Raw genomic sequence first — 14,761 nt, 5'->3', positions numbered from 1 at the left:
CGCGCGCCGTATTCGAAACTAGCGCCGGAAGCGCGGGAAAGCGGCGCGACCCGCGTAGCGGGCGGCGTCGTCGAGGAGCTCCTCGATGCGCAGCAGCTGGTTGTACTTCGCCACCCGGTCAGAACGGGCCGGGGCGCCGGTCTTGATCTGGCCGCAGTTGACCGCGACCGCCAGGTCGGCGATCGTCGTGTCCTCGGTCTCGCCGGAACGGTGGCTCATCATGCACTTGTAGCCGTTGCGGTGGGCCAGGTCCACGGCGTCGAGGGTCTCCGACAGCGTGCCGATCTGGTTGACCTTGACCAGCAGGGCGTTGGCGGTGCCCTCCTTGATGCCGCGCTCCAGCCGCTCGGGGTTGGTGACGAACAGGTCGTCGCCCACGAGCTGCACCTTGTCGCCGAGCGCCTCGGTGATGGCCTTCCAGCCGGCCCAGTCCTCCTCGTCGAGCGGGTCCTCGATGGAGACGAGCGGGTAGTTGGCGACCAGGTCCGCGTAGAACTCGATCAGCTCCTGCGCCGACAGGCCCTTGCCGTCGATCGTGTAGACGCCGTCCTTGTGGAACTCGGAGGCGGCCACGTCGAGCGCCAGCGCCACGTCCTCGCCCGGCACGTAGCCGGCCCGCTCGATGGCGACCAGGATCAGGTCGAGCGCGTCGCGGTTGGACGGCAGGTTGGGCGCGAAGCCGCCCTCGTCGCCCAGGCCCGTGGCGTAGCCCTTCTCCTTGAGCACGCCCTTGAGCGCGTGGTAGACCTCCGTGCCCACGCGCACGGCCTCGCGGAACGTCTCCGCCCCGATCGGGGCGATCATGAACTCCTGGATGTCGACGTTGGTGTCGGCGTGGGCGCCGCCGTTGAGGATGTTCATCATCGGCACGGGCAGCACGTGGGCGTTGGGGCCGCCGACGTAGCGGAAGAGCGGCAGGTCGGCGCTGTCGGCGGCGGCCTTCGCGACGGCCAGCGAGACGCCCAGGATGGCGTTGGCGCCGAGCTTGGCCTTGTTGGGCGTGCGGTCCAGGTCGATCATGATCTGGTCGATGATGCGCTGGTCCTCGGCCTCGATGCCGTTGATCTCCTCGAAGATCTCGTCGGTCACGGCGAGGACGGCCTTCTCCACGCCCTTGCCGCCGTAACGCTTGCCGCCGTCACGCAGCTCGACCGCCTCGAACTGGCCGGTGGACGCCCCGCTCGGCACGGCCGCGCGGCCGTTGCTGCCGTCGTCGAGCACGACCTCGACCTCGACCGTGGGGTTGCCTCGGGAGTCGAGGATCTCGCGGGCGTATACGACCTCGATGGTAGCCACGGGATGCGCTCCTAAGTGAAAGGCGATATGCCATCAGAGCCTATCGGTACCTCTCGATGCGGGACCGCACGGTCACCGCCCCGCGGACGCGTCAGGCGGATTCCCAGGCACGCACGCGGTCGCGGTACGCGCGGGCGGCGGACCGCAGCTCGGCCTCGGCGTCGAGGCCGGCCTCGCCCGCCCGGCGGACCAGGTCGAACAGCTCCCGGGCCACCCCCTGCCCGACCGCCGCCGCGAGCGCGTCGGGCGCCCCCGCGCGCTCGGCCCGGCGAAGGAGCTGGGCGGCCAGCGACAGCGCCGGCTGCCCCATCGGCACGCCTTCGAGCACCGACTCGCGGCCCTTGGCGGCCCGTTCGGCCGCCTTGATCGCGTCCCAGTTGTCGCTGACCTGGTCGGCGTTCTCCACGCGTACCGAGCCGAAGACATGCGGATGGCGGCGCACCAGCTTCTCGACGATCCCGGCCGCCACGTCGTCCATGTCGAAGCCCTCGGCCACCCGCGCGTGGAAGACCACCTGGAGCAGCAGGTCGCCCAGCTCCTCGCGGAGCGCCGGGTAGTCGCCCTGCTCGATGGTCTCCAGCACTTCGTACGCCTCTTCGAGCAGGTACGGCACCAGCGTCTCGTGCGTCTGCCTGCGGTCCCACGGGCACTCGGTGCGCAACCGGTCCATCACGGCGACCAGGTCGAGCACCCGCGCCCCCGGCAGGTCGTACGAGCCCGGGACCACCTCGATGAGCGGCGGCTCCTCCAGCGCGATCGCGGCGTGCCCCACCGCGCGCATGAACTCCTCGTCCTCCTTCTCGGAGGCCGACGCGAGCCATACGACGCTCTCACCGACCGCCCGCGCGGCCAGCCCGCCCGGGTCGGGCTCCACGACCTCGACCGTCACCCCCGCCTCGGCCAGGTAGGGCAGCTGCGGATGCGCGGCGGACCCGGTCAGCACCGGACCCGAGCGCAGCACCTGCCACGCCTGGTGGCTCAGCAGGCCCGGCGGGACCCTGGGCGAGGTGGTGACGACGGTCAGCGGCACGGGTCAGCCCTGCTGCTGCGGCTGCTGAGCCTGCTGCGGGGTGGCCTTGCCGAACCTGCCGGCGTCCACGAACAGCGACGGGTTCTCCTGCGACGGGTTGGTGTTCACCACGCCGAAGCGGGGGTTGAAGATCGTCTTGATCTGGGCGAAGTCCTGGCGGAGCTTGTCCAGCCCACCCTGACCGGCCTGCTGCTGCAGCTTGCCCATCCCGACCGCCGTGCGCGCGTACTCGCGGGCGTAGCTGGGCGCGACGCCCAGGGCCAGGAGGTTGATGTCGGGCGACTGGTACTGGCCGGGATCCTGGAGCTTGGCGTCGATCTCCTTGTCGGTCACCTGCACGTTGTTGCGCGCGAGCAACTGCTTGGCGGCGCTCATGTCGGCCAGCCGCTGGAGCACGTACTGGGTGACCGGCACGCCGAGCGCCGTCTCGTCCAGATTGTTCCTCTTCAGCGCGGCGCGGTAGGCGTCCGTCTCCCTGTTGAGCTGACTCGTCGAGATGCGCTCTTTGCCCACCACGGCCGCAGCGCCGGCCTGCATGGGGGAAGAGCAGGCGGTCAGCGCGATGCCCACCGCGGCGGCGGCCACAGCCACTCGTATCGACTTCACGTGCGTCCCTTTCCGACCGAAAACCGCCGCTAGCTTACCCGCGCTGGCTCAAGGAACATCGCCTCGACCAGGTCACCACACCATTTGAGCAGGTCGAGATCGCGAAGCGGCTGCCCGCCGAGCGGCTTGGTCTTGGGCACGGGCACCAGCAGCGTCTCGGCCGCCTGCTTGTATATCGCCTTCTTGTAGAGCCGGTCGAGCCGGACCTGCTGCGACTCCCTCAGCCTGGCCGGGCCGAACTTGATGTTCTGGCCCTGCAGCGTGACGTCCGTGAGCCCGGCCTGGCGCGCCTTGATGCGGAACCTGGCCACCTCCAGCAGGTTCTCCACCTCCGCTGGCGGCTTGCCGTAGCGGTCGGTCAGCTCGTCGCGCACCCCGCCGATGTCGTCCGGGGTGGCGATGGCCGCGATCCGCTTGTACGCCTCCAGCCGCAGCCGCTCGGAGGTGACGTAGTCGTGCGGGATGTGGGCGTTGATCGGCAGCTCGACCTTGACGTCCGGCTGCTCCTCCCGCGCCTCGCCGCCTTCGAGCTTGGCCTTCTGCTCCTGCACGGCCTCGGCCATCAGCCGCACGTACAGGTCGAAGCCGACGCCCGCGATGAACCCGGACTGCTCGGCCCCGAGCACGTTGCCCGCGCCGCGGATCTCCAGGTCCTTCATGGCGACGTACATGCCCGCGCCCATCTCGGTGTGCTGCGAGATCGTGGCGAGCCGCTCGTGGGCGGTCTCGGTCAGCGGCTTCTCCGGCGGGTAGAGGAAGTACGCGTAACCGCGCTCCCTGCCTCGCCCGACGCGCCCGCGCAGCTGGTGCAGCTGCGACAGGCCGTAGTTGTCGGCCCGGTCCACGATCAGCGTGTTGGCGTTGGGCACGTCGAGCCCGGACTCGACGATCGTGGTGGAGACCAGCAGGTCGTACTCCCGCTCCCAGAAGCCCACCATGATCTTTTCGAGCTGGTGCTCGTTCATCTGCCCGTGCGCCACCGCGACGCGCGCCTCGGGCACCAGCTCGCGCAGCCGCGCGGCCACGCGGTTGATCGAGGCCACCCGGTTGTGCACGAAGAAGATCTGGCCGTCGCGCATCAGCTCGCGCCTGATCGCCGCCCCGATCTGCTTCTCCTCGTACGGCCCCACGAACGTGAGGATCGGATGCCGCTCCTCCGGCGGCGTGAGGATCGTGGACATCTCGCGGATGCCGGTCAGGCCCATCTCCAGCGTGCGCGGGATCGGCGTGGCCGACATGGCCAGCACGTCGACCTGCGTGCGCAGGTGCTTCATCGCCTCTTTGTGCTCGACGCCGAACCGCTGCTCCTCGTCGATGATGATCAGCCCCAGGTCCTTGAACCGGACCTCCGGGCTGAGCAGCCGGTGCGTGCCGATCACCACGTCGACGGCGCCCGACCTGAGCCCTTCGAGCGTGCCCTTGACCTCGCCGTCGGTCTGGAACCGGGAGACCGGCTTGAGCGTGACGGGGAAGCTGGAGAACCGCTCGGTGAAGGTGGACATGTGCTGCTGGACCAGCAGCGTCGTCGGCACCAGCACGGCCACCTGCTTGCCGTCCTGCACCGCCTTGAACGCCGCCCGCACCGCGATCTCGGTCTTGCCGTAGCCGACGTCGCCGCAGATCAGCCGGTCCATCGGGACGCCGCGCTCCATGTCGCGCTTGACCTCGTCGATGGCCTCGAGCTGGTCGCCGGTCTCCGCGTACGGGAAGGCGTCCTCCATCTCCCGCTGCCACGGCGTGTCGTCCCCGAACGCGTGGCCCGGCGAGGCCATGCGGGCGGAGTAGAGCCTGATCAGCTCCCCCGCGATCTCCTTGACCGCCTTCTTCGCCCGGGACTTGGCCTTGGCCCAGTCGGCGCCGCCCATGCGGTTGAGCGTGGGCGCCTCGCCGCCGACGTAGCGGGTGACCTCGTCGAGCTGGTCGGTGGGCACGTAGAGCCGGTCGCCCTTGGCGTATTCGATCACCAGGTATTCGCGGGTGGCGCCCTGGACCGTGCGCTGGACCATCTCGACGTAGCGGCCCACGCCGTGCTGCTCGTGCACCACGTGGTCGCCGACCTTGAGCTGGAGCGGGTCGACCATGTTGCGGCGGCGCGACGGCAGCCGCCGCATGTCCTTGGTGGACGCCTTCTGCCCGACCAGGTCGAGGTGGGTGAGCACGGCCAGGTTGGGCGTGATGAAGCCGTGCTCGATCAGGCCCGTGCTGACGTGGACGACCTTGGGCTCGGGCGCCTTGTCCAGGAACTGCCGCAGCCTGGCGGGCACGTCGACGCCCTTGAGCAGCTCGACCATCCGCTCGGCCGGCCCGTGGCCCTCGCTGAGCAGCACGACGGCCTTGTCGTCGGCCAGCCAGCCCTTGATGTCGGCCAGCGCCTTGGCGGTGTCGCCCCGGTAGGCCTCGGAGTCCTGGGCGTCGAGCTCGACCCCGCCGCCGAACGGCGCCATCGTCCACCACGGCTGGCCCAGCGCGTCGGCGTGGTCGCGGATCTCCTCCAGCGTGCGGAAGGCCGCCGCGCCCAGGTCGATCGGCGCCTCGCCGCCGGCCGCCGCGTTGATCCAGGAGGCCTCCAGGAACTCCTGCGACGTGCGTACGAGCTCCTCGGCCCGCCCCCTGATCCGCTCGGGGTCGCACACGAACACCGCGGACCTGACCGGCAGGTGGTCGAGCAGCAGGTCCATCTCCCCGGCCAGCACAGGCGCGAACGCCTCCATGCCCTCCACCGGCGTGCCCTCGGCGAGCTGGTCGAGCACCTCGGCCAGCGCCGGGTGCTCCTCGGCCAGCTCCCGCGCCCGCGCCCTGACCTCGCCGGTCAGCAGCAGCTCGCGGCACGGCGGCGCGAACAGCCCGTCCTCGGCCGCCTCCAGCGAGCGCTGGTCGGCCACCTTGAACCAGCGGATCTCCTCGACCGTGTCGCCCCAGAACTCCAGCCGCAGCGGGTGCTCCTCGGTCGGCGGGAACACGTCGAGCAGCCCGCCGCGCACGGCCACCTCGCCGCGCTTCTCCACCATGTCGACGCGGTGGTAGCCGTTGGTCACCAGGCGGTCGACGACCTCGTCGAGGTCGGCGTCGTCGCCCGCGCGCAGCCTGATGGGCTCCAGATCGCCGAGCCCCTTCACGATCGGCTGCAGCAGCGCCCTGATGGGCGCCACGACCACGCTGAGCGGCCCGGCCGCGCTGTCGCCCTTGACCGGGTGCGCCAGCCGCCGCAGCACCGCCAGCCGCTGCCCCACGGTGTCGCTGCGCGGCGAGAGGCGCTCGTGCGGCAGCGTCTCCCACGCCGGGAACACGGCCACAGAGCTGGGCTCGATGAGGCTGGTCAGCGCGGCGGCGAGGTCTTCGGCCTCGCGGCCCGTCGCGGTGATCGCCAGCACGGCCCGCTGGTCGTGCGCGGCCAGCGTGGCCACGCCGAACGGCCGCAGCGCGGACGGCGCGATCAGCGCGACGTCGCCGCCCTCTTCGAGAGCGGCGGTCAGCTTCGGGTCGGCGCGAACAAGGTCAAGTAGCCCGGAAAGACTCATCAGATACGCCCACAGCCCCACGACGGCAACACGACTACCCCCGGCCGGGTCAGGTCGCGGGGGTTCCCTCCAAGGGTACTCGCAGGCATAACTCGGCCGCCCCCGACTTACTGGACCCGATAACCAGGCACGGAGGGCCACCGGACGGTGAGCACGGTCGAGGCCTCCTCCGCGCGCCACGAATGGTCGACGCCTTTACCCCAGACCACGTAGTCGCCCGGCTCGGCCAGCAGCACGCTGTGACCCGGCAGCTCCACCCGGAACCGGCCGCTGATCAGCACCAGCAGGGCCGTGCGCGCCTCCCCCTTGACCCACTCCGCCCGCTCCTCGCCGGGCTGGTGCACCCCCCATTTGATCTCCACGTCGTCACTGTGCCTTGGGTCTCCGAGGGGTTTGAAATGACCCAGCAGCCAGCCCCGGTCCATGGCCGCATCGACGCCGGCATTTCCGATGTAAACCTCGCCGCTCACGGGGAAGGATGCTAGCGAGGAAATGGCTTACTGAAACCGCACGAGTGATTACTGTAGGTGACATGTCTGAGGTGCGATCGGTCGCCCAGCGGGGCGACCTCTTCGGTCAACGGGTTCGCGAGCACTGGTCCGGGATGCCCGGCAGACGACTCGAAGTGCTGGTCGCCGGGTGCGCCCACGACGAGCCGCTCGACCTGGAGCGGATCGAGACGAGGGCCACCGGGGCCGACGAGGAGCATCCCGCCATCAGGGCGGTGCTCGAGGAGCGGGCCGACCTGGTGTCGTGGTCGCTGGGCGACCTGCGGTGCGTGCCGCTGCCGCCCAGGTCGTACGACGTGATCCAGCTGTCCTTCCTGCTGGAGCGCATCAAGCACTCGGAGCTGGTCTTCGACCGGCTGCTGCAGTCGCTGCGCCCGGGCGGCCTGGTGCTGCTGCGGATGCGCGACCGCAAGTCCGCCTACGGGCTGCTCGACCGGATCACGCCGTCGCTGCTGCGCCGCATGTTCTGGCGCCTGCTCGTCACCCCCGGCACCCCGGGCCCGCTGCCCCGCGTGTACGAGCCGCTGGCGTCGGGCGACGGCATGTACGCGTTCTGCCTCAGCCGGGGTCTCATGATCACCGACGACCGGCGGAACACCAGCGGCCCGGCCCGCCGTCGCAAGCTCACCGGCGCCGCGGTCGCGCTGGCCGCCAGGCTGACCAACGGCCGCTATCCTGCCACCCACGACGAGATCACCATGGTCATCAGGAAACCGCAACACCACTTCGCCAGGGTCCTCTAGCGGCACACTTGCATCAATCGGTAGACTCCATCCCTACCAATTCAATCGGAATAGTTGGGATGTTGGAGCCGTGGAGTGGACCCCCGATGCGCGCGAGCTGGCCGACCTCGAGCTGCTGCTCTCGGGTGCCTTCGAGCCGCTGAGCGGGTTCCTGGGCCACGATGACCTCCATTCCGTGCACGAGCGCGGCACGCTCGCCGACGGCACGCCGTGGCCCGCGCCCGTCACGCTCCACGTGTCCGCCGAGCTCTCGCCCGGCGACGAGGTCACGCTGCTCGACCCCGAGGGCCTGCCGCTGGCCGCCCTCACGGTGGCCGCCCAGGAGCCCGACGGGCTGACCTCGGGGCCGGTCAAGGGCCTCGGCACGCCCGAACACGGCCCGTTCGCGCGCCTGCGGCGCACTCCGGCCGAGGCCAGGGCGGAGCTCGCCGGGCGTCCCGCGCTCGCCGTGACCATGCGGGGCCCCCTCGACGACCTCTCCGAGATCGTCGCCACCGCCAAGGAGCTCGACGCGGTGATCATGCTCCTCCCCCTCTCGTACGGCGAGCCGGGCCCCGCGATCGTCCGCGCCGCGCTGCGCGCCAAGGAGAAGCTGCCGGAGGACACGATCGTCGTCTCCGTGCCGCTGGCGCCCCGCGAGGAGCCCGAGATCGACCTGGAGCTGCGCGAGCACGTCGCCACCGCCTACGGCGCCACCGAGCACCTGGCCGGCCCCGACCCCGTGCACATCCCCGGCCCGCCGCACCGCCGCGGCCTCGTGGTCTTCTTCACCGGCCTGTCCGGCTCCGGCAAGTCCACGATCGCCCGCGGCCTGCGCGACGCGCTGCTGGAGCTCGGCAGCCGCACGGTCACCTACCTCGACGGCGACGTCGTGCGCCACCTGCTGTCCAAGGGCCTGACATTCTCCAAGGCCGACCGCGACCTGAACATCCGCCGCATCGGCTTCGTCGCCGCCGAGGCCGCCCGCCACGGCGGCCTGGCCATCTGCGCGCCCATCGCCCCCTACGCGGCCACCCGCGAGGAGGTGCGCGAGATGGTCGAGTCGGTCGGGGCCGACTTCCTGCTCGTGCACGTCGCGACGCCGCTGGAGGAGTGCGAGCGGCGCGACCGCAAGGGCATGTACGCCAAGGCGCGCGCCGGCCTCATCCCCGAGTTCACCGGCGTCTCCGACCCCTACGAGGAGCCGGACGACGCCGAGCTGGTGATCGACACCACACACCTCTCGATCGACGCGGCCGTCTCCCAGGTTCTGGGGACGCTGCGGTCCGGAGGCTGGGTCCGTTGATCGACTTCCCCCTGATCCTCGGGTCCTTCCTCGTCGCGATCGTGGTCGGGCTGACCGGGATGGGCGGCGGGGCTCTCATGACGCCGATGATGATGCTGTTCTTCAACGTCCCGCCGCTGGCCGCGGTCTCCAGCGACCTGGTCGCCTCGGCCGTGATGAAGCCGGTCGGCGGCGTCGTGCACCTGCGCCGGGGCACGGTCAACCTGCGCCTGGTCGGCTGGCTGTGCGCGGGCTCGGTGCCGACCGCCTTCTGCGGGGTGTTCCTGGCCCGCGCGTTCGCGGTCACCGACGCGGTGAAGTACGCGCTCGGCGTGGCGCTCCTGCTGGCCGTGGCCGGCATGGCGCTCAAGAGCTGGCTCGGCTCGCGGGGAGGCACGTCGAGCGCCCACGAGATCGTCGTGCGCCCAATTCCGACCCTACTGGTCGGTATGGTAGGCGGATTGGTCGTAGGGGTCTCATCGGTCGGATCCGGGTCACTGATCATCGTGGCCCTGCTCGCCCTCTACCCGGCGCTCAAGGCCAACCAGCTCGTCGGCACCGACCTCGTCCAGGCCGTGCCGCTGGTGGCCTCCGCCGCGCTCGGGCACCTGCTGTTCGGCGACTTCCAGCTCGACCTCACGCTGTCGCTGCTCATCGGCTCGATCCCGGGCGTCTACCTCGGCGCCCGGATCTCCTCCCGCGCCCCGGGCGGCTTCATCAGGGCGCTGCTGGCCATCGTCCTGCTCGCCTCCGCGCTCAAACTGCTGGACGTGAGCAACACCATCACCGCCTGGGCCCTCGTGGCCGCCACGGTGGTCACGGTCGCGGGGTGGCGGGTGCGAGGGAGCGTCGTCGCCTGGACTGAGGAGCGGCGGGAGCGTAGCGACCAGAGCGACGAGGGAAGGCGACGACTCGCCAGCGACCGAGCCGCCTCCGCGGAGTGGAGGCCATAGTTACGGCCGGGGCACGGGCGTCGAGCGGAAGTACGGATCCCGAGCCAGTTCGCTGAACGCCCGGTCGGCCCCAGAGCCGGCGTCGAAGCTCGTGTCGCCGCGCGGCGCCTGTGGCGAGTCGAAGTACAGCAGCGCCTTGATCTGCGGATACCGCTTGATCTGCCGCCGCACCGACTCGAAGAACGCCCGCTTGAAGGTCCGGTCGTCCTTCCGCTCGAACACCCCCCACTCGGCCACCATGACCGGCTTGCCGGGGAAGCGCGCCTGCATCCACCGGTAGAACCCCGGCCAGTCGGGATATTCCTTGCGGGTCTTGTTCACCAGGCCCTCGAAGTCCGCGACCCGGCTGTCGGCGTACGGGTCCATGGCCACCCAGTCGACCACGTCGTCACCCGGGTAGAGGTCCTCGAACCACGGCTCGGCCGCCCAGTTCGGCGCCCCCATGTACGTCATGACCATGACGGCGTTCTTCACCCCCTCGGCCCGCAGCCTGAGCACGACGTGCCGGAACATGGCCGCGTAGTCGGTGGCCTGCATGCCCGAGCCCGACGACTCGTCGACGTCGTTCTCCGGCTCGTGGTGCAGGGTGAGGAAGAACCGCTCGGGAAAGGTGCGCCTGAGATATCCGGCCAGCCGGTCGATCCTGGCGTCGAGCGCCCCGTCGGCGATCTCGGCCCAGGTGTGGTCGAACGAGGGCTTCCAGTTGACCATGAGCAGCCGGGGCCTGGCCGGATCGCGGGCCAGCCTGATCTCCGCGGGCGTGGGGAACAGCTCGCTGCCCCGGTGGTAGACGTGCACCACGTCGGCGGCGGCGCCCATGCGCGCCTCGGCGCTGTGCAGGGCCTGGTCCAGCGGGGCGCCGGTGAAGACCTCCGGCGCGATGCCCCACCAGGCGCCGCACGACGGGATGAGCCTGGAGGTGGCCGTGCAGGAGGGCGAGCCCGCGGCTTCCTTGATCGCTACGGGCGCGCGCGCGTTGGAACCCTCCGCCGTGGAGCAGGCGGCGAGCACCGCGATAACGGCCAGAATGAGCGCCACGTTGATGGTGTTATGAGAAATTCCCCGTAGCTGCAAAGCCTTTCAACCCCCTCGTCGAACGACCCTCGCCTATCAAACCCGATCCTTGCCGAGCCGTTCCTGGAACTTCAGCAAGTGTGCCGGGTCTCGCCAGCTCGCGAGGGGTGTATCGCCCAAGGAATTTTCCGGACATTTCCTTTTTTAAGGTCTTTGCCTCGTGCCTTTCTGCAGAAAATCTTGGGTATTAGGCTTGGCTGATAATCATCCGCCCTATAGTGGGCGCACATCTCGACGCAATTCCAGGAGACCCTCCCCATGAGCTCCGGCACGGACCTGGACGAGCACCTTTCGCTGCTGCGCAGGCGATGGTTGCTGCTGGTGGGCTGCGTCGTGTTCGGCGGCACGGCCGGCCTCGCGCTCATGCGGCTCACGCCGCCCGCCTACACCGCGACCACGCAGGTGCTGGTCGTGCCCGTCGGCCCGCAGGAGCCCGCCAACCAGGTGACCAACCGCCAGCGCGAGGCGCTCAACCTCGACACCGAGGCCCAGGTCGCGCAGTCCGCCGTGGTCGCGGCGCGGGCGGCCAGGACGCTGCAGGTGGAGACGCCCGAGCCGGTCGAGGTCTCGGTGCCGCCCAACTCGGCGGTGCTGTGGATCTCGGTGACGGCCGCCGACGCCGGCGTCGCCGCCGCCCAGTCCCGCGCGTACGCCCAGGCCTACCTGGCCAACCGCCGCGAGAGCGCGCTGGCCGCGCTGACCGCGCAGCAGCAGGTGGTGCTGGGCAAGCTCAAGCAGGTCAACACCACGCTCGACACGGTGATCAAGCAGCTCGCCACGCTGTCCAAGACCACGCCCGAGCACACGATCGCCGCCCAGCGGGAGAGCGTGCTCAACCGGCAGGCCGCCGGCCTCGCGCTGAGGTACGACGCGCTCAGGACGGTCGCGGTGACCCCCGGCACGATCATCAGCCAGGCCGTCCCGCCGGCCGCGCCCAGCTCGCCCAGCCTGCCCCTCTACCTCGGCACCGGGCTCATGGCCGGGCTGCTCGCGGGCTCGGCCGCCGCCTACCTCCGCGACCGCCTCGACCGGCGGCTGCGCTCGGCCGCCGACGTCGAGCGGCTGACCGGCCTGCCCGTGCTGGGCGACCTGTCGGGCCCGCGCGAGCCCGGCGCGGCCCACGAGCTGGCCTGCGCCGCGGTCGCCGCGTGCCCCGGCAAGCGGCTGCTGGTCCGCACCCTGCCGCCCGACCTGGAGGAGTCCGGCGACCCGGTGCCCGTCAGCATCCCGCTGACCGTGCTCGACGGCTCCGACGTCCGCGACCTGTCCAGGGCGGACGCCGCGCTGCTGCTGGTCGGGCTCGGCCGGGCCACCTCGGTCCACGTCGCGGCGGCCGTGCGCCGGCTCGCCAGGCACGACGTGCCCGTCATCGGCGTGGTGACGGCGACCGACGCGCTGCCGTCGTTCGTGCCGCTGCTGGAGCCGCGCACGCACACCCCGCTCGGCAAGCTCGTCGCCACGGGCGAGCTGGAGCTGGGCGAGACCACGCCCATGCACATGCACCCCCGGCGCCCCGGCCAGCCGACGTGAGAGGGCCCGCGTGGCCGATCGCGGCGTTGCTCGTCGGCTATCCGGTGTGGTGGGCGCTGGGGTTCGGCGGGCTGTCGGTGATCGTGGTCGCGGTGCCGATGGCGGTGGTGCTGTGGCGGCGCCGGCCGATCAGGGTGCCGCGCGGGTTCGGGCTGTGGCTGCTGCTGCTCGCCGGCTACCTGGTGAGCGGGCTCATGCTGTCGGAGATGCCGCCGGGCACGTACGGCGAGATCGGCCCGGGCCGGGTCGTCGGCTACGCCATGCGGCTGGCGCTCTACACCGCCATCCTGATCATGGTCCTCTACCTGGGCAACCTCACCGAGCGCGAGCTGCCGCAGCTGCGCCTGGTGCGGATGCTCGGCGTGCTGTTCGTCACGACGGTCGCGGGCGGGCTGCTCGGCGTGTTCGCCCCCTCGTTCGCGTTCACCTCGCCGGTGGAGCTGCTGCTGCCCGACTGGGTGGGCTCGAACTCGTTCGTCCAGAACCTCATCCACCCGACCGCCGCCCAGACGCAGAAGGTGCTCGGCTTCGCCTCCCCCAGGCCGGAGGCGCCGTTCGAGTGGGCCAACGCGTGGGGCAGCAACGTGTCGGTGCTGCTGGTGTGGTTCGTGGTCGGGTGGTGGGTGTACGGGGGACGGCGGCAGAAGGTCTTCGTGGCCGCCGTGATCGCCCTGGCCGCGATCCCCGTCGTCTACTCGCTCAACCGCGGCCTGTGGATCGGGCTCGGCCTGGCCGTCGCGTACCTGATCGTCCGGGTGGGGGGCCGGACCAGGGTGGCGCTCTGCGGGGCCGTGGCGGCGGGGGCGGTGGCGTTCGCGCTGAGCCCGCTCGCGCCGCTGGTCGCGCAGCGGCTGGACCGGCCGCACTCCAACGACATCAGGGCCTTCACCGTGACGGCCACCGTCGCCGCCGCCGGCCACTCGCCGCTCATCGGGTACGGCAACACCCGCAACGCCATGGGCAACCATCGCACCATCACCACGGGCCGGACCCAGTGGTGCGAGGGCTGCGGGCACCCGCCGCTGGGCAGCGACGGCCAGCTCTGGCTGCTGATCATCACGCAGGGCTTCACCGGGGCCGCGCTCTACGTGACGTTCTTCGTGGGCGCGATCCGGCGCCACCGGGCCGACCGCAGCCCGATCGGGCTGGCCGGGGTGCTGGTGATGGGCCTGGTGCTGCTCTACATGTTCATCTACGACGGCCTGGTCACCCCCCTCAGCCTCTATCTCATCTCGTTCGCCCTGTTGTGGCGGAACAGTCGGGGGGAAATCACGTGTGCAATGGATCCGCAGCGAAGCGAGGACATCCATCACGCCACGCCGAGCGGGGCTCGGCCATGAGCAGCGACGCCGCCATCCGGCTCGACTACCTCGATCAGACCGTGCGGCTGCTGTATCCGGGGTCGGGGTCGCCCCGGCGGTACACCGTGCTGCCGCACAACGCCGTGCCCCGGCGGATGGTGCCGCGCCGCTGGTGGCACCCGTGGTCCTCGGTCATCGTGCCGGGCGAGGGGTCCATCGCCGCGTACCTCGGGGAGGTCTTCGGGCGTCCCGTGGAGACCGTTCTGCACGTGCGGCCGGCCGTGCGGGCCAACCGCAAGCCCATCCTGGAGGCCCGCTCGGGCGGGCGGCTGCTGGCGTTCGTGAAGATCGGCGACAGCGCGCGGGCGCGCGCGCTGATCACCGCCGAGGCGGCGGCCCTGCGCAGGCTGGCCGGGCTGCCGCTGGAGCGGGTGAGGCCGCCCGCCGTGCTGCACCACGGCTCCTGGCGGGGGCTGTCGGTGCTGGCGATGTCGCCGCTGCCGGTGCGGCGCGGCCGGGTGCCGAGGCGGCTGCTGCTCGACGCGGTCAAGGAGATCGCGGCCACCGGGGGGCCGGGCGCGGCCTGGCACGGGGATCTCGCGCCGTGGAACATGTCCCCGTCCCGCGACGGGCGGCTGCTGGTGTGGGACTGGGAGCGGTACGAGATCGGCGTGCCCTACGGCTTCGACCTCGTGCACCACTTCTTCCAGCGGGCCCTGCGCCGGATGTCCCCGCCGGTCGCGGCGCGGGCCTGCGTGGCGCGGGCCGCCCGCGAGCTCGGCCCCCTGGGGGTGTCGGACGCGGTGGCCAGGCAGAGCGCGCTGCGCTATCTCATCGCGCTGGCCGACCGGCACGCCGCCGACGGGCACGCGCCGCTCGGGCCGCCGGAGACCTGGCTCAGCCCGGTCGTCGACCACGAGGAGCTGCTCACGTGAGG

The 14,761-nt window shown here is 71.3% G+C and carries 12 protein-coding genes; 6 read left to right on the top strand and 6 right to left on the bottom strand.

Features of this window, described 5'->3' with window-relative positions; translation table 11 throughout:
- Window positions 1-18: 18 nt before the first annotated feature.
- The 5 genes from eno to ABZS69_RS10430 form a co-directional block, all read right to left on the bottom strand.
- Window positions 19-1,296 (bottom strand): phosphopyruvate hydratase, encoded by a 1,278-nt coding sequence (gene eno, locus ABZS69_RS10450; protein WP_355369395.1) that lies wholly within the window; start codon window positions 1,294-1,296, stop codon window positions 19-21.
- Between the two features lie 91 nt (window positions 1,297-1,387).
- On the bottom strand, window positions 1,388-2,326 hold the full coding sequence (locus ABZS69_RS10445) for a MazG family protein (RefSeq protein WP_355369393.1): 939 nt from the start codon (window positions 2,324-2,326) through the stop codon (window positions 1,388-1,390).
- Between the two features lie 3 nt (window positions 2,327-2,329).
- Complete coding sequence (locus tag ABZS69_RS10440) at window positions 2,330-2,932, bottom strand: SurA N-terminal domain-containing protein (RefSeq protein WP_355369391.1); 603 nt, start codon at window positions 2,930-2,932, stop codon at window positions 2,330-2,332.
- A gap of 29 nt (window positions 2,933-2,961) precedes the next feature.
- Entirely contained in the window at window positions 2,962-6,450 is a 3,489-nt protein-coding gene (mfd, locus tag ABZS69_RS10435) for a transcription-repair coupling factor (RefSeq protein ID WP_355369389.1), read from the bottom strand.
- Between the two features lie 107 nt (window positions 6,451-6,557).
- Complete coding sequence (locus ABZS69_RS10430; protein WP_355369387.1) at window positions 6,558-6,812, bottom strand: signal peptidase I; 255 nt, start codon at window positions 6,810-6,812, stop codon at window positions 6,558-6,560.
- Between the two features lie 170 nt (window positions 6,813-6,982).
- Between ABZS69_RS10430 and ABZS69_RS10425 the strand changes: the two genes are divergently transcribed.
- From ABZS69_RS10425 to ABZS69_RS10415, 3 genes are all read left to right on the top strand, one after another.
- Complete coding sequence (locus ABZS69_RS10425) at window positions 6,983-7,702, top strand: methyltransferase domain-containing protein (protein WP_355369385.1); 720 nt, start codon at window positions 6,983-6,985, stop codon at window positions 7,700-7,702.
- Between the two features lie 70 nt (window positions 7,703-7,772).
- Window positions 7,773-8,987, top strand: coding sequence for an adenylyl-sulfate kinase (cysC, locus tag ABZS69_RS10420; RefSeq protein ID WP_355369383.1), 1,215 nt, complete (start codon window positions 7,773-7,775; stop codon window positions 8,985-8,987).
- The gene (locus ABZS69_RS10415; protein ID WP_355369381.1) at window positions 8,984-9,919 is read left to right on the top strand and encodes a sulfite exporter TauE/SafE family protein; all 936 of its coding nucleotides are present in this window, start codon (window positions 8,984-8,986) and stop codon (window positions 9,917-9,919) included. Before cysC ends, ABZS69_RS10415 begins: the two co-directional genes overlap by 4 nt.
- Here the strand turns inward: ABZS69_RS10415 and ABZS69_RS10410 are convergent, their stop codons facing one another.
- Entirely contained in the window at window positions 9,920-10,957 is a 1,038-nt protein-coding gene (locus tag ABZS69_RS10410; RefSeq protein WP_355369379.1) for a hypothetical protein, read from the bottom strand. It abuts the gene before it with no gap.
- A 294-nt stretch (window positions 10,958-11,251) separates the two neighbouring features.
- On the opposite strand from ABZS69_RS10410, the gene ABZS69_RS10405 reads away from it, so the two are divergent.
- From ABZS69_RS10405 to ABZS69_RS10395, 3 genes are read left to right on the top strand one after another with little or no spacing between them, the layout of a single operon-like run.
- Window positions 11,252-12,523, top strand: coding sequence for a Wzz/FepE/Etk N-terminal domain-containing protein (locus ABZS69_RS10405; protein WP_355369377.1), 1,272 nt, complete (start codon window positions 11,252-11,254; stop codon window positions 12,521-12,523).
- A complete protein-coding gene (locus ABZS69_RS10400; RefSeq protein ID WP_355369375.1) occupies window positions 12,520-13,863 on the top strand; it encodes a hypothetical protein in 1,344 nt (447 codons plus the stop codon). Before ABZS69_RS10405 ends, ABZS69_RS10400 begins: the two co-directional genes overlap by 4 nt.
- Window positions 13,860-14,759, top strand: coding sequence for a hypothetical protein (locus tag ABZS69_RS10395; protein ID WP_355369373.1), 900 nt, complete (start codon window positions 13,860-13,862; stop codon window positions 14,757-14,759). The genes ABZS69_RS10400 and ABZS69_RS10395 overlap by 4 nt, the downstream gene beginning before the upstream one ends.
- The last annotated feature ends 2 nt before the right edge of the window (window positions 14,760-14,761 follow it).

It is taken from the genome of Nonomuraea sp. NPDC005650 (assembly GCF_040605375.1).
Taxonomy (GTDB): domain Bacteria; phylum Actinomycetota; class Actinomycetes; order Streptosporangiales; family Streptosporangiaceae; genus Nonomuraea.
This window is presented reverse-complemented; position numbering and strand designations above follow the sequence as displayed.

Excerpts from the sequence above, each read along its gene's own strand:
- mfd (WP_355369389.1), bottom strand. The coding sequence starts at position 6,450 with ATGAGTCTTTCCGGGCTACTTGACCTTGTTCGCGCCGACCCGAAGCTG.
- ABZS69_RS10425 (WP_355369385.1), top strand. The coding sequence starts at position 6,983 with ATGTCTGAGGTGCGATCGGTCGCCCAGCGGGGCGACCTCTTCGGTCAA.
- ABZS69_RS10405 (WP_355369377.1), top strand. The coding sequence starts at position 11,252 with ATGAGCTCCGGCACGGACCTGGACGAGCACCTTTCGCTGCTGCGCAGG.
- ABZS69_RS10395 (WP_355369373.1), top strand. The coding sequence starts at position 13,860 with ATGAGCAGCGACGCCGCCATCCGGCTCGACTACCTCGATCAGACCGTG.